The sequence below is a fragment of the Variovorax robiniae genome, from assembly GCF_037889955.1.
GTDB classification, from domain to species: domain Bacteria; phylum Pseudomonadota; class Gammaproteobacteria; order Burkholderiales; family Burkholderiaceae_C; genus Variovorax; species Variovorax robiniae.
Map to the genome: position 1 here is coordinate 26,517 of NZ_JBBKZS010000002.1, position 26,681 is coordinate 53,197.

Here is a 26,681-nt window from a genome sequence, read left to right on the forward strand (position 1 = left end):
TCTCCGGTTGAATGGGCGCGACGCGATCGACGGTGGGTGTCGCAACATCGATCAATGCGCCCGAGGCTGTCACGAGACGATGAACTGCAGCGACGATGGCGCGCAGCCGTTGGATCATGGCAAAGAATGCGCGCGCTGTGGCGAAATGCGTGGCTACTTCGACGCGATGGCGACCTTCGCCCCCACCGTCGAACGCTCATGCCTCGCATGCGAGGCATCCACACGCTGTGCACCGGTCGAGCGACCATGGTTGATCAAGGCCACCGCAATCGCCGCGATCACCGCGGGAATCGCGATCGCCATGAAGTTCTGCTCCAGCGGCAGGGCGAGGCCGACCAGACTGCCGATCGCGATGGGCGCGAGGATGGCGCCGCTGCGTCCCACGCCCGATGCCCAGCCGATGCCCGTGGCGCGCACCGCCATCGGATAGAACTGCCCGACATAGGCATAAGTCACGATCTGCGTGCCGATGGTCGATGCACCCGCCAGGCCGACCAGCAGGAACAGCACTTCGGTCGGCACGCGATACCCCAGCAAGGTGATCGACACCGCCGCCAACGCATACATGCCGACCAGCACGTACTTGATGTGGAAGCGGTCCGCCAGCCAGCCGCCGCCCACCGCACCGATCATGGCGCCGAAGTTCAGCACCAGCACGAAGGTCAGTGCCGAGCCAAGGCTGTAGCCCGCGCTTGCCATCAGCTTGGTCAGCCACGAACTGAGGGCGTACACCATGAACAGGCACATGAAGAAGGCGATCCAGAACATCACGGTACTGAAGCCGCGGCCTTCCTGGAACAGGCGGCCGATGGGTGCGCTCACGGCCTTGTCCTCGCGCGGGAGTGCGAAGTTGTCGCCAGCGGCCGGTTGGTAGGCAGGATCGAGCCGCTTGGCAAGTCGCTGCAATTCGTCGAGCCGGTTCGCCTTGATGAGAAAAGGCATCGACTCCGGCATCGACTTCAGGATCGCAGGCACCAGCAACACCGGCAGGCCCGCCGCAAGGAACACCGATGACCAGCCATAGGCTTCCATCAGCCCCTTGCCGAGCAGCGCAGCCAGCATGCCGCCAACGGCATAGCCGCTGAACATCAGCGTGACCATGGTGCTGCGGATCTTGCGCGGCGAGTACTCCGTCATCTGCGCGACCACGTTTGGCATCACGCCGCCAATGCCGAGTCCGGCCAGGAAGCGCATCACGCTGAAGCTGATGGGCTCGTGCGTGAGTCCTGCCGCTGCGGTGAACACGCTGAACAACGCAACGCAGATGACGATGGCGCGTCGCCGTCCGATCTTGTCCGCGATGGTGCCGAGGAAGATGGCGCCGAACATCATGCCGAACAGCGCGGAGCTGACCATGAAGCCGGCATTGGTAGGGCTCACGCCCATCTCCTTCATGATCGAAGGCAAGGCGATGCCGGCCACCGCGAGGTCATAGCCGTCAAAGATGATGATCAGGGCGCACCAGAAGAGCACCAGTCCGTGGAAGCGATTGAAGCGGGCCTCGTCGGCCAGCTTGTGGAGATCGATGTTGCGCATGGTCTTGTCTCGTGAGGTTGTGTTGTGTCGATCAGCCGAGGTCGCCGCCACCCACGGGCACGACGGTGCCCGTGATGTAGGAAGCGTCGTCGGAGGCCAGGAACAGGATGGGCGCGACCTGCTCGTCGATCGTCCCGTAGCGGTGCATGAGGCTGGAGTCCACCGTCTGGTCGACCACGCCCTGGTACCAGACGGTGTCGCGCGCACTCGGCTTCACCTTCGCCTGGTTGCGCGGCACGCGGCGCGGCGGTGCATCGGTGCCGCCTGGTGCCGTGGCATTGATGCGGATGCCGTTGCGGGTGTGCTCCATCGCCAGCGACGCGGTCAGCGCGTTCACGCCGCCCTTTGCCGCCGAGTACGGCACGCGATGCACGCCGCGTGTCGCGACCGACGACACGTTGACGATGACGCCGCGCTTCTTCTTCAACATGAAAGGCAGCGCCGCGCGGCAGGACCACAGCGTGGGGAACAGCGAGCGGCGGATCTCGGCCTCGATCTGCGCTTCCTCGTAGTGCTCGTAGGGCTTGGCCCAGATGGTGCCGCCCACGTTGTTGACGAGCACGTCGACGCGCTTGAACCTCGCGAGGCATTCGGCGACCATGGCCTGCGCGCCGGCGAAGGTTTCGAGATCGGCCTGGAAGCCAGCGGCCGTGCCGCCGCCCTCCTTGATCTCCTGCACGACCTCGTTGACGATGTCGGACCGGTCGACCGCCAGCACCGTCCCGCCTTCGGAGGCGATGCGCAGCGCCACACCGCGACCGATGCCTTGCGCGGCGCCGGTGACGATGACGACCTTGTTCTTGAAACGCGTCGAAGTCATGCCGCCACCGCTTCGTTGGCCGACGAGAACTTCTCGAAGTGAAAGCTCTTCGGCGTGACACCGACGCCGGACATCCACTTGCGCACGCCCTCCACCATCGGCGGCGGTCCGCACACGTACACGTCGACATTGCCGTCGCGCAGGTCATCGGACGAGAGGTGGTTGGTGACGTAGCCCTGCCTCGGATGACCACTGTCCGTGTCCACCACGCAGGTGAAGAACTCGAAGTTGGGCAGGTGGGATTTCAGCTCGGCCAGCGTTTCCAATTCGACCAGGTCCTCGTTGGTGTTGACGCCATAGGCCAGGCGGATCGGATGGTCGGTCGGGTTCTGCTTCAGCCACAGCAGCATCGAGAGGAATGGTGCGAGGCCGGTGCCGCCCGCCAGCATCAGGATCGGGCGCACCGCAGGGCGCAGGTAGAAGCTGCCGTACGGCCCCGTGAACATCATGAAGTCCTCGGGCTGCGCCTGCTTGCGCATGTAGGTGCTCATCAGGCCGTCGGGCACGTCGCGGATTAGGAAGGCCAGCTCGGAGGTGTTGGGCGCGGAGCTGAAGGAGTACGAGCGCGTCTGCTTGCTGCCGGGCACCATGAGGTTCACGTACTGCCCTGGCAGGAAAGCCAGCGGCCGCTCGGCCTGCAGGGAGAACGAAACGGTCGTGGCCGAGTCGCGCTCGATCTTCGTGAGCTTGCCGCCATGCGCGCCCACTTCCGTCTTGCACGCCGCCGACGAAGCCGGCACGCGCACCACGCAATCCGAGGTCGGCTTCATCTGGCATGTCAGCACGTAGCCGTTGGCGGCTTCGTCGTCGGCCAGCGCATCCTCGATGTAGTCGCCCATCGTGAAGGAACCGCTTTCGCAGTGGCACTTGCAGGTGCCGCAGGCGCCGTCGCGGCAGTCCAGCGGGATGTTGATCTTGGCGCGGTAGGCCGCGTCGGCGACGAGTTCGTTGGGCTCGCACGGGATGATGCGCGAGACGCCGTCTTCGAACTGCAGGGCGATGTTGTAGGTCATGGTGTTGTCTCCTGTCCCCGGAATTCAGATGTGATAGATGTCGAGCAGGTGGTGGATGTAGTCGTTCTTCAGCACGACGTACTTGCGCTTGATCTGCGGCTTCTCGCCGCTGGTGTCCAGCGTGTACTGCGAACTGCCGAAGTACACGTCCACGATGTCGTAGCGGAAGCTGTGCGTGGTCCAGTTGAAGGACACGACGCATTGCTTGTCGTCCTGCGACAGCACCTCCAGGTTGTTGATCGCATGGCCGGTGCGCGTGTCGGGCATCGTGGCGCTGGAGCGCTCGGTCTGGATGCGGAACACGCGGTCCTCGAGGCCCTGCTTGTTCGGGTAGTAGATGAGCGAGACCTCGTTCTGCGGGTCCGTCGTCAGCTTGTCATCGTCATCCCACGAGGGCATGAAGAACTCGGCGTCGTCGGCGTAGCAGTCGAGCCAGTCGGCCCAGCGGTTCTCGTCGAGCGCGCGTGCCTCCGAGTAGACGAAGGACTGGATGGCCTGGTAGGACAGCATCACAGCGCTCCTTCCGATTCGGCAACGACGGCCTTCTTCATGGTGTCGAGCCAGTACTCGTGCTGGCCGATGTAGAGGCCCTCGTCCTCCGTCTTGATGCAGCTCATCTCGGGCTTGAGTTCGATCAGGTCGGCGGTGGCGTCGGCGCCCTTGATCCAGTGCGTGGCACCGCGGCTCATGTCGTTCCACTTCACGGCGCGTGCGCCGTAGCCGTGCTGGCAGGAGCGGAACTCTTCCAGGTCGTCCGGCGTGGCCATGCCGGTGGCGTTGAAGAAATCTTCGTATTGGCGGAGACGTCGTGTGCGTGCCTCGGGTGCTTCACCCTTCGGCGCGATGCAGTAGATCGTTACTTCCGTCTTGTTGACCGACACCGGCCGCACGATGCGGATCTGCGAGCTGAACTGGTCCATCAGGTAGACGTTGGGGTACAGGCACAGGTTGCGCGACTTGCCCAGCATCCAGTCGGTCTTGGCCTCGCCGAACTTGCCGATCCATTCATCGCGCTGCGAATACAGCGGACGGTCTTCCGGATTCGACCAGTTGGTCCACAGCAGCAGATGGCCGTGCTTGAAGGTGTACGAGCCACCACCTTGCTGCGCCCACTTGCCGGCATTCATGGCCTTCACGGTGTCGACCTTGCCGTCGACGCTGCGGCGGCTGGTGGTGGCCGCGTAGTTCCAGTGCACCGACGAGACGTGGTAGCCGTCGGCGCCGTTTTCCGCGCCCAGCTTCCAGTTGCCGTCGAAGGTGTAGGTCGATGCGCCGCGCAGGACTTCCAACCCTTCGGGCGATTGGTCGACGATCATGTCGATGATCTTGGCGGCCTCACCGAGGTGCTCCTTCAGCGGCACGACGTCGGGGTTCACGCTGCCGAAGAGGAAGCCGCGGTAGTTCTCGAAGGCGCCGAGCTTCGCCAGGTCATGGCTGCCTTCGCAGTTGAAGCTGGGCGGGTAGCCCGCCTCGGCGCTGTTGTCCTTGACCTTGAGCAGCTTGCCCGCGTTGTTGAAGGTCCAGCCGTGGAAGGGGCAGGTGAAGCTGGACTTGTTGCCCTTCTTGTGGCGACACAGGATGGCGCCGCGATGCGTGCAGGTGTTGGCCAGCGCGTTGAGCTTGCCGTCCTTGCTGCGCGTGATGACCACCGGCTGGCGGCCCACGTACACGGTCAGATAGTCGTTGACGTTGGCGATCTGGCTTTCATGCGCGAGGTAGACCCAGTTGCCTTCGAAGATGTGCTTCATCTCCAAGTCGAACAGTTGCTCGTCGGTGAACACCGAGCGGTCGAGGCGGTACTTGTGCTCGACCGGATCGTCTTCGAGCAGCGCGTCGAGCTTTTCGAGGTTCGGCGTGGACTTGACGGGATAGATGGGGATCATGTGGGTCTCCAGATGTCTGCGGAATGGCGATTTACTGAATGGGGGTCGTCGCAAAGCCGAAGCACCCTGCTTCTGTCATCGACGATCGGTGTGGGGAGAGAGGCTCCTGGCCGGGCTGCGCTGGCCGGCACAGGAGTGGCTGGCAGGACTCAGGCCAGTGCCAAAGCCTTGGCGACGCGGGCTTGTGGTGCGGCTTCGCCTTCATCCACGGCCGGCTGCATGACGAAGTCGAAAGGCACGCGGGTGAAAGGCTCGTTCACGCCGAGCGATTCGTAGCCCTTGGGCGAGGTGTTCTTCTCGAGCGTCAGGATCAGCCCATCACGCGTCGCGAATGCGAAGTCGTCGTCGATGAAGCTGTCGCCCGGCACATTGACTTGCGTGGTCAGCGTGCGCAGGCCGGGTGCGACCACCAGGAAGTGGATGTGCGCCGGGCGATTGCCATGGCGGCCGATGGCGCTGAACAGTTCCGAGGTCGGGCTGTTCGGCGGAATCGCGTAGCCCGGCGGCAGGAAGCTGCGGAAGCGATAGCGGCCTTGCGCATCGGTCTCGATCTTGCGGCGCAGCGCGTACTCGGCCTGGTCCGGATCGAAGTGCGAATAGCGGCCCAGTTCATTGGCATGCCACACGTCGACGACGGCGTTGGCGACCGGGTTGCCCTTCACGTCGAGCACGCGGCCTTCCATCACCATCGTCTCGCCGCGCTTTTCGTCGCCTTCTTCGTCGACGCGCGCTTCGTACTTCGACAGCGGCGCACCGGCGATGTAGAGCGGCCCTTCGATGGCGCGCGGCGTGCCGGCATTGCGGCCGGCGCGTTCGTCGGCTTCGTCCAGGCGGATGTCGAGCAGGCGGTCGAAGCCCAGGCCTGCGGTGATGAGCCCGGCCTGGCCGCTGGAGGCCAGGCGCGAGAGCCAGTCCACACCGGCCCAGAACTCGTCGGGCTGGATGTCCAGTTCGTCGATGGCGCGGAACAGGTCGCCGACGATGCGGGCGGTGATCTTCTGCACGCGCGGGTTGGCGTTGGGCCGGTTGGCGAGGGTGACGAGTTCCAGCAGCTCGGATTGGGTGAGTTCGTTGTTCATGGCTTTGTCTTCCTTGGGGTCGTGGGTTGGGGAAAAGGGTGGATGGATCAGCGGTCGTCTTCACGGATGGACGAGCCGTGGCGGCACAGCGGCCGCACGACGATGTCCATGTAGGGGAACAGGGGCAGCGTCATCAGCGTGTCGTGCAATGCAGCGTTGTCGGTGACGTCGAAGATGCTGACGTTGGCGTAGCGGCCGGCAATGCGCCACAGGTGGCGCCAGACGCCATCGCGTTGCAGGCCTTGGGCGATTTCCTTCTCGCGCGCCTTGAGCTGGTCGGCTTGTGCCGGCGCCATGTCGTGCGGCAGGTTGACGGTCATTTCAACGTGGAACAGCATGGTCTTGCTCCTCAGGCTATGACGGCGACGGATTGCGATGCGCGGTCGCGGCGGTAGTGGGCGAGCTTGTCGAGATCGATCTGTACGCCGAGGCCAGGCACCTGCGGCAGTTGCAGTTCGAAGTCGCGGTAGACAGGGCGCTCCACCACGATGTCGTCCTTGAGCAGCAGCGGGCCGAAGAGCTCGGTGCCCCAGGCCAGCGTCGGGCTGGCGGCGAACACATGGGCCGCGGCGATGCTGCCGATGCTGCCTTCGAGCAGCGTGCCGCCGTAGATGCCGACGCCGGCCGCATCGGCGACGGCGGCAGCACGCAAGGTGGGCCAAAGGCCGCCGGCCTGCGAGATCTTCAGCGCGTAGACATCGGCCGCGGCATCGGTCGCGAGGTCGAAGGCATCGATGGCATCGTGCACCGCTTCGTCGGCCATGATGGCCACGTCGAAGCGCGTGGCAAGCCGCTTCAATGCGCGGCGATTCCGACGTGCCACCGGCTGCTCGATCAGGCTGACGCCGATCGCTTCGAGCGCCGCCACGCCTTGCACAGCCGTGGTCTCATCCCAGGCCTGGTTGACGTCGACGGTGAGCATCACGTCGTCGCCCAGGCCGCGGCGGATGGCCTGCACATGGGCGATGTCCTCGGCCAGCGGGTGGCTGCCGATCTTCAGCTTGAAGACCTTGTGGCGGCGCGCCTCGATCAGGGCCAGCGCCTCGTCGACGTCCCGCGTGGCATCCCCGCTGGCGAGCGTCCACAGAACGGGAAGCGCACTGCGCATCGCGCCGCCGAGCAGCGCATGCACCGGCAGGCCCAGGCGCTGTCCCTGCGCGTCGAGCAATGCGATCTCGACGGCCGACTTGGCGAAGGAGTTGCCTTGCACCGAAACGGCGACGCGTTGCATGGCGACATTAATGCGGGTCGCATCGGTGCCGACCAGCAGCGGCGCCAGGTAAGTGTCGATGGCGCTCTTGATGCTCTCGGGGCTCTGGTCGCCATACGCCAGGCCGCCGATGGTGGTCGCTTCGCCGATGCCGACGAGGCCGTCGCTGCAGACCAGGCGCACGATGACCAGCGTCTGGCGCATCATGGTCGTCATCGCCAGCTTGTGGGCGCGGATGGTCGGCAGGTCGACCAGGATCGCCTCGATGGAGTGGATGGTGGGGCTCGTGTTCATGGACTGAATGGTCCTCTTCACGCGCCTTGGGGTCCAATATCGATTGAGTCCGGCAAAATACCTTCAAGGTATAGAGGCATCGGGTTTTTACTGACCCGAACGATTCCCGAGAGGAGACATCCATGCACATCGAACTGCGTCACCTGCGCTACTTCTGCGCGGTCGCGCGCGAGCTGAACTTCAGCCGCGCCGCGGAGCAACTGCACATCGCGCAGCCGCCTTTGAGCCGACAGATCCGCTCGCTGGAGGACGAACTCGGCGTGGAGTTGCTGGACCGCACGTCCCGACCGCTGCGCCTCACGCCGGCCGGCCGCTTCTTCCAGATCCAGGCGCAGCAGATGCTCGACCGCGTGACGGAGCTGCAGGCCGCGACGGTGCGCATCGCCGGCGGCCGGCGCACCTGGTACGCCATCGGCTTCGCGCCCTCGACGCTCTACGGCAAGCTACCCGATGTGATCCGCCAGTTCCGCGAAGCACAGCCCTCTGTCGAGCTGAACCTGTACGAAATGACGACGGTGCAGCAGGTCGAAGCGCTCAAGGCCGGCCGCATCGACATGGGCTTCGGCCGACTCAATTTCGATGACGACGACGTGGTCGGCGAACTGGTGCGCGAGGAAAGCGTGATGGTGGCGCTGCCGGTCAACCATCGCCTGGTCAAGCACAAGAGCATCAGCCTGGCCAAGCTCGCGACGGAGCCGCTGCTGCTCTACCCCGCCAAGCCGCGGCCAAGCTATGCGGACCAGGTATTGGAGATGTTCCAGTCGCGCGGGCTGAAGCCGGTGATCGCGCTGGAATCGAACGAGGTGCAGACCGCCATCGGCCTCGTGGTCGCAGGCCTGGGCTACGCGCTGGTGCCACAGTCGGTGCAGAACCTGCACCGCGAGGGCGTGCTCTACCTGCCGCTGGGAGATGAGGGCGTGAAGACGCCGGTGATCATGAACCGCCGCCGCAATGACGAATCCGAGTTGACCACCTACCTGGCCGAGATGGTCCGGTCATTGCCGACGTCAGTGCGCAGCATCGCGCGGCGAGCACAACAGGCTGCCGCGCCCGATCAAACGGCGTAGCGCGACGCCGCCTCTTCGTTCCACGAGATGCCGATACCGGGCTCGTCGCCAATGACGGCAGACCCGTCCTCGAAGGACAGCGGACGGCCAAGGATCGGTCCGGCCAGGTCCATGCGCTCGAGCCAATGAGCGGTGGGTGTCACCGCCATCAAATGCGCGCTGACTTCCTGGAAGATGTGGCTCGACATCGGAATGCCGCGTACCTGCGCAAGCGCCGCCGCGCGCAGCCATCCGGTGACTCCACCGATCTTCATGGCATCGGGCATCGCGAGGTCGCAGGCGCCTGCGTCCAGCGCCTTCGTCATCTCGTCGACGCCGCACCAGTTCTCTCCCATCTGGACCTGCACCCTCACCTTGGCGCGGATCGAGGCATGGCCGCGATAGTCCTCCTGGAGCGTCGGCTCTTCGACCCATGCAATGCCCTCGTCCTGCAGGGCAAGAATGCGACGCGTGGCCTCGGGCACCGCCAGGCCCTGGTTGTAGTCGACCATGATCGCCATGTCGGGCCCGGTGGCCTTGCGCAAGGCGTGGACGATGTCCAGGTCTTCTTCCAGCGTCGCATAGCCGACCTTGGTCTTGATGGCCTTGTAGCCTTCGTCCCGCGCTCGCGCGGCACGCTCGACCCCGAGCGCCTTGCCGTCCATGCCGTGGCTGTCGTAGGCCGGCACGGGACGGGGGCGTCCACCCAGCAGCGTGACAAGCGGCAGGCCCTGGTGGACTGCCAATGCATCCCAGGCCGCCATGTCGATGCCGGCGCACGCCATCAATGCCACGCCGGTCCGACCCAGCAATCGCAGGCGCTGCGCGAATCCCCGGTCCAGTTCGAAGGGCGAAAGCGGCTGGCCTTCGATCGATCGCCCCAGTGCGAGGACCATCTGCCGGGTCGCTTCCAAGGCCAAGGGGGTGTAGGTGAACAGGTATGCGCGTCCAACGACTCCGGCGTCCGTCGACATGTCGATCAGCACGAGCGGCGATGTTGCGATGATGCCGACGCTGGTGCGCACCGGGTACTTCAATGGCACGTTGACCGCACGCGCCCTCACCGACGTGATGACCGGGACGTTGGTGCGAACGGCGGTTGTGCTCATGGTTGTCTCCAGGTGCGGAAGGTTGATCAGGCGATCTCGATCTCGAGGACGATGGGCCGCGACTTGCCCAATGCCTCCCCCGAAGTGTCATGCAAGACAGCCCCCCGGCGCAGCCTCAATCCTTCAACGGTCCACGCAACTGCTTGATCGCCGAACGCTGGCTCTTGCCCTCAAGACGCCGCTGCTTCGAGCCATAGGTCGGCTTGGTGGCACGCCGCACGCGCGGCGCCACCGCCACGCTGTCGACCAGTTCCTGCAACCGAGCCAGCGCATCGGCCCGGTTCATGTCCTGGCTGCGGTGCGTCTGCGCTTTCAGCACCAGCACGCCCTCCTGCGTGATGCGGCTGTCGCGCAATGCCAGCAGCCGCTCCTTCACGCCATCAGGCAAGGACGAAGCCGGAATGTCGAAGCGCAGGTGCACCGCGCTCGACACCTTGTTGACGTTCTGCCCACCCGCGCCTTGCGCGCGGATGGCGCTGAACTCGACCTCGCGCTCGTCGACTTGCGCGGAGGCCGAGCCCACGATCAGACGCGCTCGAAGATCGCGGCGATGCCTTGCCCGCCGCCGATGCACATCGTGACCAGTGCATAGCGGCCACCGGTGCGCTGCAGCTCGGCAATCGCCTTCACCGTGATGATCGCGCCCGTCGCGCCGACCGGGTGACCCAGCGAGATGCCGGAGCCGTTCGGGTTCACCTTGGCCGGATCGAAACCCAGCTCCTTGATCACCGCGCAGGCCTGCGCCGCAAAGGCTTCGTTCGACTCGATCACGTCGAGGTCGGAGATCTTGAGCCCCGTGCGCTCCAGCACCTTGCGCGTGGCCGGCACCGGGCCGATGCCCATGTACGCCGGCTCGACACCCGCATGCGCGTATCCGACCAGGCGGGCCAGCGGCTTGAGCCCCAGCGCCTGCACGCGCGCACCTTCGGCCAGCACGATGGCGGCGGCGCCATCGTTGATGCCCGAGGCATTGCCGGCGGTGACCAGCCCATCCTTCTTGAACGCCGGCTTCATCTTGGCCAGCGTCTCGACCGTCGTGTCTGCACGCACATGCTCGTCGGTGTCGAACAGCACGACGCCCTTGCGCGTCTTCACCTCGACCGGAACGATCTGCTCCTTGAAGCGACCCGCCGCAATGGCCGTAGCCGCACGCTGCTGGCTGATCACCGCCAACTCGTCCTGCATCTCGCGCGTGATGCCATGGCGCGCCGCGACGTTCTCCGCCGTGATGCCCATGTGCATCTTCTGCCACGGGTCGTGCAGGATGCCCAGCATGTAGTCAACGAGCACCGCATCACCCATGCGCGCGCCGTAGCGAGCCGAGGTGTCGAAGTACGGTCCGCGGCTCATCGACTCCGAACCGGCGCCGATGGCGATGTCGCAATCGCCCAGCGCAATGGCCTGCGCCGCCGACACGATGGCCTGCAAGCCGGAGCCGCAGAGGCGGTTGACGTTGAAGGCCGGCGTCTCGATCGGGCAGCCCGCATCGATGGCGGCCACGCGGCTGAGGTAGGCGTCCTTGACGTCGGTCGGGATGACGTTGCCCATCACCACATGGCCGACGGCATCCGGGGCTACGCCGCTGCGCTCGATGGCGGCCTTGACGGCGGTGGTGGCGAGCTGGGTGTTGGGTACATCCTTCAGCGAACCGCCGAAGGTGCCGATGGCGGTACGGGCCGTGCCGACCACGAAGATGTCGCGTGCGCTCATGAAATCAATCTCCTGGAAATGAAAAAGCCGGTGACAGAGTCAACCGGCCATTTTCGCAGGCGGCGCGGGGGTGCGCCGTGGCTACGGGGAAAGGTCAGCCGTTCGAAGGCCGCTTCGGCGTCACATCCGTGACGTCGCTCGCCTCGCCGCGAATCCGCACAGGTTGATCCACCGACCCACCCCGCGCCCGCGCATTCACCACGTCGGCTGCATTGGGCTCCGCCGGCTTCGCAGCCTGCCGGAAGCGGTCGAAACCGCTGCCCGGATTGAAGCGCATCACCCACGGCTTGACGGGCTTGCCAGTGAGGCGCGCCCACACATAGCCAATCATCCACAGCGCAGCCAGGAACAGCACCGCGAACAGCAGGCTGGCGGCAAGCACCAGCCCCATCAAGAACAGAACGACGCGAAGCAGAAAATTGAACATCGGCACTTAGGCTACCACCTCCGCCATAGGTTCCCCTTCCTTGGTGAAGTCGAACCGGCCCGGCGCGTGGATCGGGTCCGTCTTCACATGGATCGTGTCCTTCGGCCCGAAGCTGCCGTCGAGCAGCAGCTTCGACAGCGGGTTCTCGATGCGCTGCTGGATCGCCCGCTTGAGCGGCCGCGCACCGAACACCGGGTCGAAGCCGACCTTGGCAATCTCCGCCAGCGCCGCCGGTGACACATCCAGGCCCAAGTCCATCTTCGCCAACCGCGCCTGCAGCACCTTGAGCTGGATCGCCGCAATCGCCTCGATGTTCTTCGCGTCGAGCGCGTGGAACACCACCGTCTCGTCGATGCGGTTCAGGAACTCGGGGCGGAAGTAGTTCTTCAACTCGTCCCACACCGCGTCCTTGATCTCCTCGGCCGGCTTGCCAACCATCGCCTGGATGATTGGCGAGCCGATGTTGCTGGTCATCACGATCACCGTGTTCTTGAAGTCCACGGTGCGGCCCTGGCCATCGGTCAGGCGGCCATCGTCGAGCACCTGCAGCAGCACGTTGAACACGTCCGGATGCGCCTTCTCGACCTCGTCGAGCAGCACCACGCTGTAGGGCTTGCGGCGCACGGCTTCGGTCAGGTAGCCGCCCTCTTCGTAGCCCACGTAGCCGGGCGGCGCGCCGATCAGGCGCGCGACCGAATGCTTCTCCATGAACTCGCTCATGTCGATGCGGATGAGGTGGTCTTCCGCGTCGAACAGGAAGCCGGCCAGCGCCTTGCACAGCTCGGTCTTGCCCACGCCCGTCGGGCCGAGGAACAGGAAGGAACCGGTCGGGCGGTTCGGATCGCTCAGGCCCGAGCGCGAACGGCGGATCGCATTCGCCACCGCGCCGATCGCCTCGTCCTGGCCGACCACGCGTTCATGCAGCTTGTCTTCCATCACCAGCAGCTTGTCGCGCTCGCCCTGCATCAGCTTGGCGACCGGGATTCCGGTGGCGCGCGCCACGACCTCGGCGATCTCTTCCGCGCCGACCTGCGTGCGCAGCAGCTTCGGCGCGCTCGCCGTGCCCTTCTTCGCCTCGCTGGCCTCGGCTTCCTTCAGGCGCTTTTCGAGCGCGGGAAGCTGGCCGTATTGCAGTTCGGCGACGCGATTGAAATCACCCTTGCTGGTGAATTCGGCAATCTGGAACTTGATCTTGTCGATGTCCTCGCGGATGTGCGCGCTGCCCTGGGCCTGCGCCTTCTCGGCCTGCCAGATCTCGTCGTAGTCGGCGATTTCCTTCTGCAGGCGGACGACCTCTTCCTCGATCAGGCCGAGCCGCTTCTGCGAAGCTTCGTCCTTCTCGCGGCGCACAGCTTCGCGCTCGATCTGCAACTGGATCAGGCGGCGGTCGAGCCGGTCCATGACCTCGGGCTTGGAGTCCATTTCGATCTTGATCTTGGCCGCGGCCTCGTCGATCAGGTCGATGGCCTTGTCGGGCAGGAAGCGGTCCGTCACGTAGCGGTCGGACAGCTCCGCCGCAGCCACGATGGCCGGGTCGGTGATCTGCACGCCATGGTGCAGCTCGTACTTCTCCTGCAGGCCGCGCAGGATGGCGATGGTCGCCTCCACGCTCGGCTCGCCGACGATGATCTTCTGGAAGCGGCGCTCCAGCGCGGCGTCCTTCTCGATGTACTTGCGGTATTCGTCCAGCGTGGTTGCGCCGACGCAATGCAGTTCGCCGCGCGCGAGCGCCGGCTTCAGCATGTTGCCCGCGTCCATCGCGCCTTCGGCCTTGCCGGCGCCGACCATGGTGTGCAGTTCGTCGATGAAGACAATGGTCTGGCCCTCATCCTTCGCGAGTTCGTTCAGCACCGTCTTCAGGCGCTCTTCGAACTCACCGCGGAACTTGGCGCCGGCCAGCAGCGCGGCCATGTCGAGCGACAACACCCTTTTGCCCTTCAACGACTCCGGCACTTCGCCCGCGACGATGCGCTGCGCCAGGCCTTCGACGATGGCGGTCTTGCCCACACCGGGTTCGCCGATGAGCACGGGGTTGTTCTTGGTGCGGCGTTGCAGCACCTGGATGGCGCGGCGGATTTCCTCGTCACGGCCGATCACCGGATCGAGCTTGCCGAGACGCGCGCGCTCGGTCAGGTCGAGGCAGTATTTCTTCAAGGCTTCGCGCTGGCCTTCGGCATCGGCGCTGTTCACGCCCTGCCCGCCGCGCACGGCATCGATCGCGGCCTCCAGCGACTTGCGCGTGAGCCCGTTGGCACGCGCGAGGTTGCCAATCTCGGCCTTGCTGTCGGCCACGGCCAGCAGGAAGAGTTCGCCCGCGATGAACTGGTCATTGCGCTTGATGGCTTCTTTCTCGGTGGCCTGCAGCAGCTTGTTGAGATCCGGCCCGACCTGCACGACGTCGTGCCCCTGCACCTGCGGCAGCTTCTTGATCGCGGCTTCGGCGGCCTGCACGAGACCGGGCACGTTGGCCCCGGCGCGTTCGAGCACGGCGCGCGGACCTTCGTCCTGGCGCAGCATCGCCAGCAACAGGTGCACCGGCTCGATGTAGGCGTTGTCATTCCCAAGGGCGAGCGACTGGGCATCGCCGAGGGCTTCCTGGAATTTGGTGGTGAGTTTGTCTTGACGCATGGCTTGTTTCCTGCATTCAAAATAGGACTGTTGTGCGGCAGTTCAAGGGCAAATCGCGCCCAGGCCGCCTTCTTTCATCAAAACCTGCTCTGGAGTCGATCATGTTCTTTTCAAGACGAGGTGTCCTGTCGCGCGGCCTCCGCGGCGCGGTGGCGCTCGCCGCCCTCACCTCATTGGCAGGCCTCGCGCAGGCGCAAAGCGGCACCCCGATCCGCCTGCTGGTCGGCTTCCCGGCCGGCGCCGGCACCGACGCCATCGCCCGCACGCTCGGCGAAAAGCTCAGGGACGAACTCGGCGCGCCCGTAGTCGTCGAGAACCGTGCCGGCGCCGGCGGCCAGATCGCCGCGCAGGCGCTCAAGGCCGCGCCGGCCGACGGTCACACCCTGTTGCTGTCGCACGACCACACCATCTCGATCCTGCCGCAAGTGGTGAAGAACCCGGGCTACAACTCGGCCACCGACTTCGTGCCCGTGGCCGGCTTCGCCACCTTCGCCAATGTACTGGCGGTGTCGGGCGGAACGCCAGCGAAGACCTACGACGAGTACCTGAAATGGGTCCGGACCCAGAAGGGCGGCAAGGACACCATCGGCGTGCCCGCGCCGGCCTCGATCCCGGAGTTTCTGGTCAAGATGATTGCCGAGAAGTCGAAGCTGGACCTCCAGTCGGCGCCCTACCGCGGCAGCGCGCCGATGACCGCCGACATGCTCGGCAACCAGATCAGCGCCGGCATCGCCTCCGTGCCCGACTTCATCGAGAACCACCGTGCCGGCAAGGTGCGCATCGTCGCCAGCATCGGCGCCAAGCGCCAGGCCCTGCTGCCGCAAGTGCCGACCTTCACTGAACTCGGCTTTGCCAACCTGAACGACCTGCCCTACTACGGCGTGTTCGCGCCGGTCGGCACGCCTCAGGCCTTCGTCGACCGCTTCGGCGCCGCGCTGCAGAAGGTACTGGCCATGCCCGAGGTGAGGGACAAGCTCACCAACATGGGCCTGACCGTGGGCTACGAGCCGCAAGGGCAGTTCGCCGGCCGCGTGCGGACCTATACGCAGTCGTGGGAGCGCATCATCCAGGCGAGCGGGTTCAAGGCGCTTTGAGGAGACGCTGATCAAGTCCTCGCGGCATGCGCCTCCTCTGTGCATCCCCTCGCGGGGACCTGGTCAGAAGCGGCTTCGCCGCCCGTTACCATGTCGCCTCCCAAAAACGAGGAGGAGACATCCATGGAAATCAAGACACTGGCGGCCACCCTGGCCGTTGCACTGGTCACCGGCGCATGCACCACATCACCGAAGGTCGTCGCGCCCACATCGGCCGCCGAAGTGGGCGAAGTTCGCGCCGGTAGCGGCTACCTCAAGGGCTATCTGGCGACCGCCGAGTTGGCGGACAGCCTCGCCTTGCTGCCCGCCCCGCCGGCCGCGGATTCACCCGCGTACGCGGCCGATACCGCGACCTTCCGCAACCTCACCAAGCAGCAAGGCACGCCGCGCGGCGCGATGGCCGTACAGGACGCGAACCTGCATTTCCCGGAAGCCGCATCGGTCTTCTCATGCGCCCTGGGCGTGCAGATTTCCGAGCAGGCCACGCCCAACCTCAACATGCTGCTGCGCCGCACCCTGACCGACGCCGGCCTGTCCACCTACAAGGCCAAGGACAAGTACGTGCGCACGCGCCCCTTCGTCGTGTACAAGACCGCGAGCTGCACGCCAAAGGAAGAGGCCTTCCTCGCGAAGGACGGCTCCTATCCGTCGGGCCATTCGGCCGTCGGCTGGGCCTGGGCGTTGGTGCTGACCGAAGCGGCCCCCGACCGCGCAGACGCGATCCTGCAACGCGGCCGCGCCTTCTCGCAAAGCCGCGCCATCTGCGGCGTCCACTGGCAGAGCGACATCGAAGCCGGCCGCCTGGTCGGCTCCGCCGCGGTGGCCCGCCTTCATGCCAATCCGGTGTTCAACGCGCAGATGGCCGCGGCCCGCGACGAGATCGCCAAGGCCCGTGCGACCGCTGCGCCGCAGTCGCCCGCCTGCGCCACTGAAGCCGCGACGATCAGCGGCTCGGCGTTGACCGCGCCCTGATCAAGAACTCTCGGCACCGGCCAGAAGATGTGAAGATTTCGTAGCGAGGGCGCCGAGGTCGGGTCTGCGGCGCGGAACTGCACTCTCGTGCGGTGAGCACCACAGGCCCGAGATCGGTGGCCGCAGTAGAAAAATTCACACCTTCTGCGCGTTGGCTGCGTGGATACCCCAGCGCGCCAGCGCCTTGTCGTCGGCCACGCGCGCATCCACCCAACGGGCGCCTTCGGGCGTCTGTTCCTTCTTCCAGAACGGCGCCTGGGTCTTCAGGTAGTCCATCAGGAACTCGCAGGCCTCGAAGCTCGACCCCCGATGCGCCGAGATCACCGCGACCATCATGATCTGGTCGAGCGGCTGCAGCAGCCCCACGCGATGCACCACGCGCGCGCCGAGGATGTCGAAGCGGCGCACGGCATCGTCGATCATGGCCTCGATCGCCTTCTCGGTCATGCCGGGGTAGTGCTCCAGTTCCATCGAGGCGACCGCCGACCCGTCATTGCGATCCCGCACCGTGCCGATGAAGCTGCAGACCGCGCCCACGCGCATGTCCTTCCCGCGCAGCGCGGCGACCTCGGAGGCAAGGTCGAAATCTTGGGTCTGGATCGAAACGCGGGTCAGCTGGCTCATGGGCAAATTGTGGCACCGGGCGCAAAGGCCGTAGTACATTGCAGCCCTATGTCTTCCCGGCTCACGCACCTCCCATCGCCTTCGCACGAAGGCCTGGACGTCGCGCGCCTGGGCGGCAAAGCCAAAAAACCAAAGCTCGTCTGACCGGAGCCGCGGTTCCGTCGTCGGATGAGCGACGGAACCTGCAGGAGCCCCTTTCCGGCCCCCACGTGTGTTGATGTGCGCGCATCCGTCGATGGTTCATTCCATCGGTCGATTCCTGAGAGGAAACAGCGTGTCCATCAATTCTTCAACCACTCCCGATTTGTCCGGCCTCTGGGTGCCGCTCGTCACGCCATTCGCGGGCGATGCGGTCGACCATGCGGCGCTGCAGGCACTGGTCCGGCGGCTGGCGCCGGCCGGCATCGCCGGCACCGTGGTCTGCGGCTCGACCGGGGAGGCCGCGGCGCTCGACGATAGCGAGCAGCTGGCCGCCCTCGCCACCGTCGCCGAAGCCGCGCCGGACCTGCCGCGCATCATGGGCATCTCCGGCTATCACCTCGGCCAGACGCTGGACTGGGTGCGGCGCCTGGGCCCCGAAAAGTTGGCGGGGCTGCTGGTGCCGCCGCCGCACTACATCCGCCCCTCCCAGCAGGGCCTCATCCACTGGTTCAGCGCCATCGCGGACGCGAGCACGGCACCGGTGCTGGTCTACGACATCCCCTATCGCACCGGCGCGACGCTGGAACGCGACACCCTGCTCGCCCTGGCCGCCCACCCCAACATCGTCGCGATCAAGGACTGCGGCGGCGATGCCGACAAGACCCGCGCGATCATCGCGGACGGCCGCCTGCAACTGCTGGCCGGCGAAGATTCACAGATCTTCAGCACGGTGGCCGAAGGCGGCGTGGGCGCCATTGCGGCCAGTGGGCATCTGCAGACCGGGCGCTTCGTCCAGGTCATCCGACTGCTGCGCGAAGGCCGCCTTGCCGAGGCACGAGGGCAATGGCAGCCGTTGCTGCCGCTCATCGAACTCATGTTCGCGGAGCCGAATCCGGCGCCCGTCAAGGCCGCACTCGCCATCGAGGGCTTGATGAGCGACGTGCTGCGCCCGCCCATGACCGATGCCTCCGAGTCCATGCGTATTCGCCTGCATGCCATGCTGAGCGGCCTTGAGTAGCATCAAGGTCCCAACTTCTCAGAGACAACGACACCATGCCCGACCACAACGATGCAGCCTTGTTCCAGCAGATGCGCGATGAACTCTTCGTCGCCGCCGTCGGCGACGTGCTGGACACCATGGGCTACCAGCGCCAGTTCCTGCCGGCCGGCATCATGCCGCTGGACAAGACGATGCGCATCATCGGGCGTGCCATGCCGGTGCTGGAGGCCGACGTCATCAACGACGGCTCCAAGGCCAAGGGGCCGCTCTCGGGCAAGCCCTTCGGCCTGATGCTGGAGGCGCTGGACGACCTGCAGCCCGGCGAGATCTACATCGCCACCGGCGCCTCGCTGCGCTATGCGCTGTGGGGCGGGCTGATGTCCACCCGCGCCCAGCACCTGAAGGCGGCCGGTGCCATCCTCGACGGCTATGTGCGCGATGCCAACGAGATCGAGAGCCTCGGCTTCACCGTGTTCTGTCGCGGCACCTACGCGCAGGACCAAGGCGTGCGCGGCCAGGTCATCGACTACCGCTGCACCATCGAGATCGACGGCGTGCGCATCGCGCCGGGCGACCTGCTCTTCGGCGACCGCGAAGGTGTGATCGTCATCCCGCGCGCGGTCGAGGCGGAGGCCATCGCCAAGGCGCTGGAGAAGGTGCGCACCGAGAACAAGGTGGCCGATGCGATCAAGGGTGGCATGAGCGCCTGCAAGGCGCTGGAGACGTTCGGCGTGATGTGAAAGAAGGTGCGAATCTTTCTACTGCGGCCACCGAACTCGGGTTTTCGGTGCTCACTGCACGGAAGTGCAGTTCCGCGCCCCAAACCCGACCTCGGCGCCCTCGCTACGAAATCTTCGCACCTTCTTTGCGCAGCACGCCAGACGCGATCAGCCGCCCGTAACGGGCGGAAAAAACGCGACCTCGCTGCCCTCTTGCAAGGCTACAGACTCGGCGCACATCAACTGGTCCAGCGCCATGCGAACTGCCTTGCCACGCGCCAGCGCGCTCGCATAGGGCTCGCCGCGCGCGATCAACTCATCGCGCAGCGCGGCGAGCGTCTGCGCATTCGTCTCGACCGACTCGCTGCCCCGGCCCAATGCCTCGCGCACCGAGGCGAAATAACGCACGCTGATCCGCATCACGCCAGCAACGAGGCAAAGGAGATGAACTGCACCATGTCGCCCGCCTTGAAGGGCTGGCCCGCAGGCGTGTCGATGACGCCGTCGCCCCACACCGCCGAGGTGAGCACGCCTGAGCTCTGGTTGCCGAAGAGATCGAGTCCGCCCTGCGCGTTGCGGCGCGCCCGCAGGAACTCGCGGCGCTTGTCCGCGCGCGGCCAATCGAAATCGGCTCGCACGGCGATCGGCTGCGGCGCCACGCGTGTCGCACCCTGCAGCGTCAGCAGGAACGGTCGCACCAGCAGCAGGAAGGTCAGGAAGCTCGACACCGGATTGCCCGGCAGCCCCGTCACATGGGCCTTGCCTATCCGGCCATAGGCAAAGGGCTTGCCCGGCTTCATCGAAAGCGACCACAACTGCAATTCGCCCAGCGCCTGCACGGCGGCCTTGATATGGTCTTCCTCGCCGACCGACACGCCGCCGGTCGTGATGATCACGTCATTGCTTTCGGCCGCGCGGCGCAAGGCGTCGATGGTCGCCTCGCGGTCGTCCGGCACGATGCCAAGGTCGTTCACCTCGCAACCCAGCCGATGCAGCAGGGCGCGCATGAAGAAGCGGTTGGAGTTGTAGATCGCGCCGGGCTTCATCGCCTCGGGCGCCACTTCGCCGGGCATCACAAGCTCATCGCCAGTGGACAGCAGCGCGACGCGCGGCCGTTTGGCCACCAGCAGGCGGTCCATGCCCACGCTCGCCGCCAGGCCCAGCCCGGCCGGCGACAGGCGCTCGCCGCGCGACAGCACCACATCGCCGCTGGCCACGTCCTCGCCCGCACGGCGAATCCATTGGCCCGCCGCAGGCACCAGGTCGATCCGCACGCGGCCGAGCGAGCCTTCTTCAGGCACAGCGGTCGTGTCTTCCTGCATCACGACTGCATCCGCCCCCTCGGGGATCTGCGCGCCAGTGAAGATGCGCGCCGCCGTGCCCGCCGCCAGCGCCACGCCGACCGTGCCGGCGGGGATGCGCTGCGCCACCGACAGTTCTGCGCCAGCCGTGCCGCAGTCGGCGGTTCGCACCGCGTAGCCGTCCATCGAACTGTTGTCGCGCGGCGGCACGGTGAGGCCCGACACCACGTCCTGCGCCAAGACGCGGCCATCGGCCTCGAAAGTGGAAACACTCTCGCTGCCCAGCACGGGCGTGGCCTTCGCAAGCAACGTGGCGAGCGCCTCGTCGAGCGGCATCAATGGGGGGCGTTTGGGGGCGGCGGTTTCAGACATCGTGAGGAGGTTTGTATTCGAAGCGCGAACCGCTGTCGATCAGCCACTGCCCGATGGCCTCGGCGTCATTGAGGTCGAACACCAGCAATTGCGTGGGTGCCGGCAGGCCGTCCGGCGTATCGGTGGCGATGGCCGTCACGAACTCATCCGCGATGTAGCGCGCGGGCCGCGGCGGCTCGTCCGGCATCGTCGCACGCCAGACCTCGATCTTCAGCAGGTCGCTGTGCTTGAAGCCCTCGACCAACACCCAGTCGACGCCCGCATCCAGTTCAGCGATGAGTTGATGCACCGACATCTGCGCCGATTGCTCGAACTCGCGCATCAGCGCCAGCCGCCGGTCCGACGCCACCACCACCTCGAAGGCACCCGCCTCGCGATGGCGCCAGGTGTCCTTGCCAGGGTGGTCGATGTCGAACTTGTGGTGTGCATGCTTGACCACGGACACGCGCAGCCCATGCAGGCGCAGCACCGGAATCAGCCGCTCGACCAGCGTGGTCTTGCCCGCGCCGGAATAGCCTGCGAAGCCGATGACCTTCATGCGAACCTGGCGCCACGGCCATGCCGTGCCACGCCCCCGTCAATCACAGTGCGTGGCAATGAAAGCCTTGACTGCACCCGCATCGGCCGGCAACGAGGTCACGCGCTTGGGCAAGTCCTCGATGCCGATGAACTTCTTCGGGCGATCGGGCTCATGGCCCAGCGCCTCGACGATGGTCTCGGCGAACTTGATCGGCAAAGCGGTTTCCAGCACCACCATCGGCACGCCCGGCGAAAGATGCTCGCGCGCAGCCTTGAGGCCGTCAGCCGTATGGGTGTCGATCAATGTGGCGAAACGCTTGTCCGTGTCGCGAATGGTCGCGAGCCGATCCGCATGCGTGCTGCGGCTGCTGCGGAAACCGAAGCGCTCGGCAGCCTGCTTGAACGCGGGATCGTTGCTGAGGTCGAAGCGCCCGCTCTTGCCCAGGTCGCCTTCAAACATCCCACGAAGCTTCGCACCATCGCGCCCAACCAAGTCGAACACGAAGCGCTCGAAGTTGCTGGCCTTGCTGATGTCCATCGACGGGCTCGAGGTCTCGTGCGTATCGGCGGCCGAGCGCACGCGGTACACGCCCGTGCGGAAGAACTCGTCGAGCACGTCGTTCTCGTTCGTGGCCACGACCAGCGTGTGAATCGGCAGGCCCATCATGCGCGCCACATGGCCAGCGCAGACGTTGCCGAAGTTGCCCGAGGGCACGGTGAAGCTCACCGGCTTGTCGTTGCTCGCCGTCGCCTGGAAGTACCCCGCGAAATAGTAGACGACCTGCGCCAGCAAGCGCGCCCAGTTGATCGAATTGACCGTGCCGATCTTGTACTTGCGCTTGAAGTCCAGGTCGTTCGACACCGCCTTCACGATGTCCTGGCAATCGTCGAACACGCCGGCGATCGCGAGGTTGTGGATGTTCGCGTCTTGCAGGCTGAACATCTGCGCCTGCTGGAACGGGCTCATGCGGCCTTCCGGCGAGGTCATGAACACGCGCACGCCGTGCTTGCCGCGCATCGCGTACTCGGCCGCGCTGCCCGTGTCGCCACTGGTCGCGCCGAGGATGTTGAGCTCTTCGCCACGGCGCGCCAGTTCGTACTCGAACAGGTTGCCGAGCAGCTGCATCGCCATGTCCTTGAAGGCGAGCGTCGGGCCGTTCGACAAGGCCTCCAGGTACACGCCATCTTCCAGTTCGCGCAGCGGCACGATCTCGTCGGTGCCGAAGACTTCGGCGGTGTACGTCTTCGCGCACAGCGCCTTCAGGTCCGCGGCGGGGATGTCGTCGATGTAGAGCGACAGGACTTCGAATGCGAGCTCGTGATACGGCAGGTTGCGCCACTTCGCCAGCGTCGCGGAATCCACTTGCGGATAGCGCTCCGGCAGATAGAGCCCGCCATCGGGTGCCAGTCCCTCGAGCAGGATGTCGCAGAACTTGCGCGGCGTGGTGTCGCCGCGGGTCGAGAGATAACGCATCAGCTCAACTCTTCCTTGCGAAGCCGCACGATCGGCGCCAGCACCGACGGCAGCGCCTGCAACTCGGCCAACGCATCGTCGACCGTGCCTTCGCGCGTGTCATGCGTGAGGATGATCAGGTCGGTTTGCGTCGAGCCTTCGCCGCCGACTTCATCGGCCTCGCGCTGCAGCACAGCGTCGATGCTGATGCCGGCATTGGCCAGCAGGCCCGTCACCCTGGCCAGCACGCCGGCCTCGTCGGCCACACGCATGCGCAGGTAATAGCTGGTCACCACTTCGCGCATTGGCAGCACGTCGAGGTGGTCGTTCATCGCGTTCGGATGGAAGGCCAGGTGCGGCACGCGCTGCGCGGCGTCGGCGGTGTGAAGGCGCGTGATGTCGACCAGGTCGGCGATCACCGCGCTGGCCGTCGGCTCGCTGCCGGCGCCCTTGCCGTAATACAGCGTCGTGCCGACGGCATCGCCATGCACCACCACCGCATTCATCGCGCCTTCGACGTTGGCCAGCAGGCGCTTCGCCGGCACCAGGCTCGGATGCACACGCAGTTCGATGCCGTTCTTCGCACGCTTGGTCACGCCCAGCAGCTTGATGCGGTAGCCGAGTTGCTCCGCGTACTTGATGTCCTGCGCCGCCAGCTTGGTGATGCCCTCGACATGCGCCTTGCTGAACTGCACCGGAATGCCGAACGCGATCGCACTCATCAATGTGACCTTGTGCGCCGCATCCACGCCTTCGATGTCGAAGGTCGGATCGGCTTCGGCATAGCCAAGGCGCTGCGCCTCCTTCAGCACGGTGCCGAAGTCCAGCCCCTTGTCGCGCATCTCGGACAGGATGAAGTTGGTCGTGCCATTGATGATCCCGGCGATCCACTGGATGCTGTTGGCCGTCAGGCCTTCGCGCAGTGCCTTGATGATCGGGATGCCACCGGCGACGGCCGCTTCGAACGCGACCATCACGCCCTTCTGCTGCGCCGCCTCGAAGATCTCGGTGCCATGCACGGCCAGCAGCGCCTTGTTGGCGGTGACCACGTGCTTGCCCGCGGCAATGGCTTCCATCACAAGTTGCTTGGCGATGCCGTAGCCACCGATGAGTTCGATGACGATGTCGATGTCGGGGTTGGCGATCACGGCACGCGCATCGCTCACCACTTGCACGCCGCCGCCCACGGCCGCCTTGGCGCGCTCGGTATCGAGGTCCGCGACCATCGTGATCTCGATGCCGCGACCGGCGCGGCGCTTGATTTCCTCCTGGTTGCGCTTGAGCACGTTGAAGGTGCCGCTGCCGACGGTGCCGATGCCCAGAAGGCCGACCTGGATGGGTTTCATGGATTCAGTCATTTCGATTGCGATAGCGCTCAAGGAATCGGGCGATGCGGTTCACCGCCTCGCGAAGGTCTTCTTCATGCGGCAGGAACACGATGCGGAAGTGGTCCGGCGTGGCCCAGTTGAAGCCGGTGCCCTGCACCAGCATCACCTTGGTTTCCTTCAGCAGTTCGAGGAAGAACTGGCGGTCGTCCTCGATCGGATAGATCTTCGGATCGAGCTTGGGAAACATGTAGAGCGCAGCCACAGGCTTCACGCAGGTCACGCCCGGGATGGCGGTGATCAGTTCATAGGCCAGGTCGCGCTGGCGCCGCAGCCGGCCGCCCTCGCCCACCAAGTCGTTGATGCTCTGGTAGCCGCCCAGCGCCGTCTGGATCGCCCACTGCCCAGGCACGTTGGCGCACAGCCGCATGTTCGAGAGCATGTTGAGCCCCTCGATGTAGTCCTGCGCCCGCTTCTTGTCGCCCGAGACCACCAGCCAGCCTGCGCGGTAGCCGCAGGAGCGATAGCTCTTCGACAGCGAGTTGAAGGTCAGCGTGACCACGTCGGTGCTGAGGCTCGCGATGGCCGTGTGCTTGACGCCGTCATACAGCACCTTGTCGTAGACCTCGTCCGCGAAGATCACCAGGCCGTGCTCGCGGGCGATCTGGATGATGCCCTTGAGCAGGTCCACGGAATACAGCGCTCCCGTCGGGTTGTTCGGGTTGATGACCACGATGCCCTTGGTGCGTGGCGTGATCTTCGAGCGGATGTCTTCCAGGCTCGGCATCCAGCCGTCGGCCTCGTCGCAGATGTAGTGCACCGGCTTGCCGCCCGACAGGCTAGACACTGCTGTCCACAGCGGATAGTCCGGCGCCGGCAGCAGCAGTTCGTCGCCATCGTTCAGCAGCGCATTGGTCGCCATCGCGATCAGTTCGCTGGCCCCGTTGCCCAGGTAGATGTCATCGAGCGTGACGCCGGCAATGCCCTGCTTCTGTGTCTCGTGCATCACCGCCTTGCGCGCCGCGAAGATGCCCTTGCTGTCCGAATAGCCCGCCGATCCCGGCAGGTTGCGGATCATGTCCTGCTGCACCTCTTCCGGCGCGTCGAAGCCGAATATCGCTAGGTTGCCGATATTGAGCTTGATGATTTTTTGACCCTCTTCCTCCATCTGCTTGGCGGCATCCATGATCGGGCCACGGATGTCGTAGAGCACGTTGGCGAGCTTGGTCGATTTCTTGAGCGTTTTCAAAGGCCCTCCCGGGCGGCTTGACACTGGGGAAAACCTATAATTTGACCACAGTTCCACACCCCTCCTGATGAAGCTCCAGCCCGACAAATCCGACGTCCAGACCATCACAGCACACGGCCCGGGCTGGGTCGCCATCAACAACGAGAAGATCGAGCACAGCGTCGTGGTCGGCTCGCGCGGCGAGCGCTTCGCCTGGGACTGCGAAAAGTTCGAGGACTTGAATTCCTCGCATTTCGCGCAATTTGCATCACTCGGGGCCGAACTGGTGATTTTCGGCAGCGGAGTACGCATTCGCTTTCCCCGCCCGCAATGGCTGCAGCCGTTGATGGCTCTGCGCACAGGCGTGGAAACGATGGACACCGCCGCTGCCTGCCGTACCTACAACATCCTCGCGGGTGAGGGAAGGCACGTCCTGGCAGCGCTACTGGTCGAGCGCCCGGCGACGGGCGCCTGAGGCATTTCGGGGTAAAATCATGGGTTGCGAAAAAGGCTGGCGGACGCTCACCGCGGGCGCCCAAGGCCGTCCCGGCGGTTTTCGGTAGCAACGGCCAATCTTCCCTCGGGAACCATAACGGAGAAAACAAGTTTCATGGCGATCGTTGTCAACAAACCCATTCCCGAGTTCGAATCCAACGCGACCGGTGGCATCAAGGTCTCGAACACCTCCCACCTCGGCCACGTGCTGGTGATGTATTTCTATCCGAAGGACAACACGCCCGGTTGTACCACCGAAGCCATGCAGTTCCGCGACCGCTACAAGGACTTCGTGAAAGCCGGCGCCACGGTGTTCGGCGTCTCGCGCGACAACATGAAGTCGCACGACGAATTCAAGGCGAAGCTCGAACTCCCGTTCGAACTGATCGCTGACACAGAAGAAAAAATGTGTCACATGTTCGGCGTGGTCAAGAACAAGATCATGTACGGCAAGAAGGTCAAGGGCATCGAGCGCAGCACCTTCCTGATCGGCGCAGATGGCATCCTCAAGGCCGAATGGCGCGGCCTCAAGGTTCCAGGCCATGTCGACGACGTGCTCAAGGAAGTCAAGGCGCTCAAGAAAGCCGCCTGAAACAACATGTTTCATTCGCACCACGTGTAAGAACGACGTGGTAGGGGGACGTGTATAGTGGTCTCATGCTGTTGATCGCAACAACCGCGTC

27 protein-coding genes are annotated in these 26,681 nt (G+C 65.3%); 7 read left to right on the forward strand and 20 right to left on the reverse strand.

Annotated features, from left to right (window positions below):
• Window positions 1-153: 153 nt before the first annotated feature.
• The 8 genes from WKW79_RS04275 to WKW79_RS04310 all read right to left on the reverse strand — a co-directional run bounded on the left by WKW79_RS04275 (window position 154) and on the right by WKW79_RS04310 (window position 7,835).
• Window positions 154-1,536: an MFS transporter gene (locus tag WKW79_RS04275; protein ID WP_340333881.1), complete on the reverse strand. Its 1,383-nt coding sequence runs from the start codon at window positions 1,534-1,536 to the stop codon at window positions 154-156.
• Window positions 1,537-1,567: 31 nt separating this feature from the next.
• Window positions 1,568-2,356 (reverse strand): benzoate diol dehydrogenase BenD, encoded by a 789-nt coding sequence (gene benD, locus WKW79_RS04280; protein ID WP_340333882.1) that lies wholly within the window; start codon window positions 2,354-2,356, stop codon window positions 1,568-1,570.
• Window positions 2,353-3,369 carry a benzoate 1,2-dioxygenase electron transfer component BenC gene (benC, locus tag WKW79_RS04285; RefSeq protein ID WP_340333883.1) on the reverse strand — a complete coding sequence of 339 codons (1,017 nt, stop codon included), beginning with the start codon at window positions 3,367-3,369 and terminating at the stop codon, window positions 2,353-2,355. Before benC ends, benD begins: the two co-directional genes overlap by 4 nt.
• A gap of 24 nt (window positions 3,370-3,393) precedes the next feature.
• Window positions 3,394-3,879: a benzoate 1,2-dioxygenase small subunit gene (benB, locus tag WKW79_RS04290; RefSeq protein ID WP_340333884.1), complete on the reverse strand. Its 486-nt coding sequence runs from the start codon at window positions 3,877-3,879 to the stop codon at window positions 3,394-3,396.
• Entirely contained in the window at window positions 3,879-5,252 is a 1,374-nt protein-coding gene (gene benA / locus WKW79_RS04295; protein WP_340333885.1) for a benzoate 1,2-dioxygenase large subunit, read from the reverse strand. Before benA ends, benB begins: the two co-directional genes overlap by 1 nt.
• Before the next feature lie 149 nt (window positions 5,253-5,401).
• A complete protein-coding gene (locus tag WKW79_RS04300; protein WP_340333886.1) occupies window positions 5,402-6,331 on the reverse strand; it encodes a dioxygenase family protein in 930 nt (309 codons plus the stop codon).
• Between the two features lie 47 nt (window positions 6,332-6,378).
• Window positions 6,379-6,669 (reverse strand): muconolactone Delta-isomerase, encoded by a 291-nt coding sequence (gene catC / locus WKW79_RS04305; RefSeq protein ID WP_340333887.1) that lies wholly within the window; start codon window positions 6,667-6,669, stop codon window positions 6,379-6,381.
• An 11-nt stretch (window positions 6,670-6,680) separates the two neighbouring features.
• Entirely contained in the window at window positions 6,681-7,835 is a 1,155-nt protein-coding gene (locus WKW79_RS04310) for a muconate/chloromuconate family cycloisomerase (RefSeq protein ID WP_340333888.1), read from the reverse strand.
• A gap of 122 nt (window positions 7,836-7,957) precedes the next feature.
• Here WKW79_RS04310 and WKW79_RS04315 point away from each other — a divergent pair, with 122 nt between their 5' ends.
• Window positions 7,958-8,902, forward strand: coding sequence for a LysR family transcriptional regulator (locus WKW79_RS04315; RefSeq protein ID WP_340333889.1), 945 nt, complete (start codon window positions 7,958-7,960; stop codon window positions 8,900-8,902).
• Here the strand turns inward: WKW79_RS04315 and WKW79_RS04320 are convergent.
• The 5 genes from WKW79_RS04320 to clpB all read right to left on the reverse strand — a co-directional run bounded on the left by WKW79_RS04320 (window position 8,890) and on the right by clpB (window position 14,755).
• The gene (locus tag WKW79_RS04320; RefSeq protein ID WP_340333890.1) at window positions 8,890-9,990 is read right to left on the reverse strand and encodes an enolase C-terminal domain-like protein; all 1,101 of its coding nucleotides are present in this window, start codon (window positions 9,988-9,990) and stop codon (window positions 8,890-8,892) included. The genes WKW79_RS04315 and WKW79_RS04320 overlap by 13 nt on opposite strands.
• A 115-nt stretch (window positions 9,991-10,105) precedes the next feature.
• Window positions 10,106-10,513, reverse strand: a complete 408-nt coding sequence (gene arfB, locus WKW79_RS04325) for an alternative ribosome rescue aminoacyl-tRNA hydrolase ArfB (protein ID WP_340333891.1) — start codon at window positions 10,511-10,513, stop codon at window positions 10,106-10,108.
• Between the two features lie 2 nt (window positions 10,514-10,515).
• Window positions 10,516-11,700 carry an acetyl-CoA C-acyltransferase family protein gene (locus WKW79_RS04330; RefSeq protein ID WP_340333892.1) on the reverse strand — a complete coding sequence of 395 codons (1,185 nt, stop codon included), beginning with the start codon at window positions 11,698-11,700 and terminating at the stop codon, window positions 10,516-10,518.
• 94 nt (window positions 11,701-11,794) lie between these two features.
• On the reverse strand, window positions 11,795-12,127 hold the full coding sequence (locus WKW79_RS04335) for a hypothetical protein (protein WP_340333893.1): 333 nt from the start codon (window positions 12,125-12,127) through the stop codon (window positions 11,795-11,797).
• Window positions 12,128-12,133: 6 nt separating this feature from the next.
• On the reverse strand, window positions 12,134-14,755 hold the full coding sequence (gene clpB / locus WKW79_RS04340; RefSeq protein WP_340333894.1) for an ATP-dependent chaperone ClpB: 2,622 nt from the start codon (window positions 14,753-14,755) through the stop codon (window positions 12,134-12,136).
• A gap of 101 nt (window positions 14,756-14,856) precedes the next feature.
• Here clpB and WKW79_RS04345 point away from each other — a divergent pair, with 101 nt between their 5' ends.
• Window positions 14,857-15,849 (forward strand): Bug family tripartite tricarboxylate transporter substrate binding protein, encoded by a 993-nt coding sequence (locus tag WKW79_RS04345; RefSeq protein ID WP_340333895.1) that lies wholly within the window; start codon window positions 14,857-14,859, stop codon window positions 15,847-15,849.
• Between the two features lie 123 nt (window positions 15,850-15,972).
• Entirely contained in the window at window positions 15,973-16,821 is an 849-nt protein-coding gene (locus WKW79_RS04350) for an acid phosphatase (RefSeq protein WP_340333896.1), read from the forward strand.
• A 135-nt stretch (window positions 16,822-16,956) separates the two neighbouring features.
• Here WKW79_RS04350 and WKW79_RS04355 read toward each other — a convergent pair whose 3' ends face one another.
• Window positions 16,957-17,445: a molybdenum cofactor biosynthesis protein MoaE gene (locus WKW79_RS04355; protein WP_340333897.1), complete on the reverse strand. Its 489-nt coding sequence runs from the start codon at window positions 17,443-17,445 to the stop codon at window positions 16,957-16,959.
• Between the two features lie 274 nt (window positions 17,446-17,719).
• On the opposite strand from WKW79_RS04355, the gene dapA reads away from it, so the two are divergent.
• Window positions 17,720-18,604: a 4-hydroxy-tetrahydrodipicolinate synthase gene (gene dapA / locus WKW79_RS04360; RefSeq protein WP_422823811.1), complete on the forward strand. Its 885-nt coding sequence runs from the start codon at window positions 17,720-17,722 to the stop codon at window positions 18,602-18,604.
• 35 nt (window positions 18,605-18,639) lie between these two features.
• Entirely contained in the window at window positions 18,640-19,326 is a 687-nt protein-coding gene (locus WKW79_RS04365) for an RraA family protein (protein ID WP_340333899.1), read from the forward strand.
• Between the two features lie 147 nt (window positions 19,327-19,473).
• Here WKW79_RS04365 and moaD read toward each other — a convergent pair whose 3' ends face one another.
• The 6 genes from moaD to WKW79_RS04395 are packed head-to-tail and all read right to left on the reverse strand — an operon-like array spanning window position 19,474 to window position 25,524.
• Window positions 19,474-19,725, reverse strand: a complete 252-nt coding sequence (moaD, locus tag WKW79_RS04370; RefSeq protein ID WP_340334608.1) for a molybdopterin converting factor subunit 1 — start codon at window positions 19,723-19,725, stop codon at window positions 19,474-19,476.
• The gene (locus tag WKW79_RS04375) at window positions 19,725-20,978 is read right to left on the reverse strand and encodes a molybdopterin molybdotransferase MoeA (RefSeq protein ID WP_340333900.1); all 1,254 of its coding nucleotides are present in this window, start codon (window positions 20,976-20,978) and stop codon (window positions 19,725-19,727) included. Before WKW79_RS04375 ends, moaD begins: the two co-directional genes overlap by 1 nt.
• Window positions 20,971-21,516: a molybdopterin-guanine dinucleotide biosynthesis protein B gene (gene mobB, locus WKW79_RS04380; RefSeq protein ID WP_340333901.1), complete on the reverse strand. Its 546-nt coding sequence runs from the start codon at window positions 21,514-21,516 to the stop codon at window positions 20,971-20,973. The genes WKW79_RS04375 and mobB overlap by 8 nt, the downstream gene beginning before the upstream one ends.
• Window positions 21,517-21,555: 39 nt before the next feature.
• Window positions 21,556-22,971 carry a threonine synthase gene (gene thrC, locus WKW79_RS04385; protein ID WP_340333902.1) on the reverse strand — a complete coding sequence of 472 codons (1,416 nt, stop codon included), beginning with the start codon at window positions 22,969-22,971 and terminating at the stop codon, window positions 21,556-21,558.
• Window positions 22,971-24,296, reverse strand: a complete 1,326-nt coding sequence (locus WKW79_RS04390; RefSeq protein ID WP_340333903.1) for a homoserine dehydrogenase — start codon at window positions 24,294-24,296, stop codon at window positions 22,971-22,973. Before WKW79_RS04390 ends, thrC begins: the two co-directional genes overlap by 1 nt.
• Before the next feature lie 4 nt (window positions 24,297-24,300).
• Entirely contained in the window at window positions 24,301-25,524 is a 1,224-nt protein-coding gene (locus WKW79_RS04395; RefSeq protein ID WP_340333904.1) for a pyridoxal phosphate-dependent aminotransferase, read from the reverse strand.
• Between the two features lie 67 nt (window positions 25,525-25,591).
• Here WKW79_RS04395 and WKW79_RS04400 point away from each other — a divergent pair, with 67 nt between their 5' ends.
• The gene (locus WKW79_RS04400; RefSeq protein WP_340333905.1) at window positions 25,592-25,978 is read left to right on the forward strand and encodes an Mth938-like domain-containing protein; all 387 of its coding nucleotides are present in this window, start codon (window positions 25,592-25,594) and stop codon (window positions 25,976-25,978) included.
• A 135-nt stretch (window positions 25,979-26,113) separates the two neighbouring features.
• Window positions 26,114-26,590: a peroxiredoxin gene (locus WKW79_RS04405; RefSeq protein WP_213956404.1), complete on the forward strand. Its 477-nt coding sequence runs from the start codon at window positions 26,114-26,116 to the stop codon at window positions 26,588-26,590.
• Window positions 26,591-26,681 lie beyond the last annotated feature (91 nt).

Excerpts from the sequence above, each read along its gene's own strand:
- WKW79_RS04330 (WP_340333892.1), bottom strand. The coding sequence starts at position 11,700 with ATGAGCGCACGCGACATCTTCGTGGTCGGCACGGCCCGTACCGCCATC.
- WKW79_RS04375 (WP_340333900.1), bottom strand. The coding sequence starts at position 20,978 with ATGTCTGAAACCGCCGCCCCCAAACGCCCCCCATTGATGCCGCTCGAC.
- WKW79_RS04355 (WP_340333897.1), bottom strand. The coding sequence starts at position 17,445 with ATGAGCCAGCTGACCCGCGTTTCGATCCAGACCCAAGATTTCGACCTT.
- benD (WP_340333882.1), bottom strand. The coding sequence starts at position 2,356 with ATGACTTCGACGCGTTTCAAGAACAAGGTCGTCATCGTCACCGGCGCC.
- moaD (WP_340334608.1), bottom strand. The coding sequence starts at position 19,725 with ATGCGGATCAGCGTGCGTTATTTCGCCTCGGTGCGCGAGGCATTGGGC.
- WKW79_RS04365 (WP_340333899.1), top strand. The coding sequence starts at position 18,640 with ATGCCCGACCACAACGATGCAGCCTTGTTCCAGCAGATGCGCGATGAA.
- WKW79_RS04335 (WP_340333893.1), bottom strand. The coding sequence starts at position 12,127 with ATGTTCAATTTTCTGCTTCGCGTCGTTCTGTTCTTGATGGGGCTGGTG.
- mobB (WP_340333901.1), bottom strand. The coding sequence starts at position 21,516 with ATGAAGGTCATCGGCTTCGCAGGCTATTCCGGCGCGGGCAAGACCACG.
- clpB (WP_340333894.1), bottom strand. The coding sequence starts at position 14,755 with ATGCGTCAAGACAAACTCACCACCAAATTCCAGGAAGCCCTCGGCGAT.
- benA (WP_340333885.1), bottom strand. The coding sequence starts at position 5,252 with ATGATCCCCATCTATCCCGTCAAGTCCACGCCGAACCTCGAAAAGCTC.
- benC (WP_340333883.1), bottom strand. The coding sequence starts at position 3,369 with ATGACCTACAACATCGCCCTGCAGTTCGAAGACGGCGTCTCGCGCATC.
- WKW79_RS04400 (WP_340333905.1), top strand. The coding sequence starts at position 25,592 with ATGAAGCTCCAGCCCGACAAATCCGACGTCCAGACCATCACAGCACAC.
- WKW79_RS04405 (WP_213956404.1), top strand. The coding sequence starts at position 26,114 with ATGGCGATCGTTGTCAACAAACCCATTCCCGAGTTCGAATCCAACGCG.
- WKW79_RS04345 (WP_340333895.1), top strand. The coding sequence starts at position 14,857 with ATGTTCTTTTCAAGACGAGGTGTCCTGTCGCGCGGCCTCCGCGGCGCG.
- WKW79_RS04275 (WP_340333881.1), bottom strand. The coding sequence starts at position 1,536 with ATGCGCAACATCGATCTCCACAAGCTGGCCGACGAGGCCCGCTTCAAT.
- catC (WP_340333887.1), bottom strand. The coding sequence starts at position 6,669 with ATGCTGTTCCACGTTGAAATGACCGTCAACCTGCCGCACGACATGGCG.
- WKW79_RS04315 (WP_340333889.1), top strand. The coding sequence starts at position 7,958 with ATGCACATCGAACTGCGTCACCTGCGCTACTTCTGCGCGGTCGCGCGC.
- WKW79_RS04390 (WP_340333903.1), bottom strand. The coding sequence starts at position 24,296 with ATGAAACCCATCCAGGTCGGCCTTCTGGGCATCGGCACCGTCGGCAGC.
- thrC (WP_340333902.1), bottom strand. The coding sequence starts at position 22,971 with ATGCGTTATCTCTCGACCCGCGGCGACACCACGCCGCGCAAGTTCTGC.
- WKW79_RS04300 (WP_340333886.1), bottom strand. The coding sequence starts at position 6,331 with ATGAACAACGAACTCACCCAATCCGAGCTGCTGGAACTCGTCACCCTC.
- WKW79_RS04350 (WP_340333896.1), top strand. The coding sequence starts at position 15,973 with ATGGAAATCAAGACACTGGCGGCCACCCTGGCCGTTGCACTGGTCACC.
- benB (WP_340333884.1), bottom strand. The coding sequence starts at position 3,879 with ATGCTGTCCTACCAGGCCATCCAGTCCTTCGTCTACTCGGAGGCACGC.
- WKW79_RS04310 (WP_340333888.1), bottom strand. The coding sequence starts at position 7,835 with ATGAACACGAGCCCCACCATCCACTCCATCGAGGCGATCCTGGTCGAC.
- WKW79_RS04320 (WP_340333890.1), bottom strand. The coding sequence starts at position 9,990 with ATGAGCACAACCGCCGTTCGCACCAACGTCCCGGTCATCACGTCGGTG.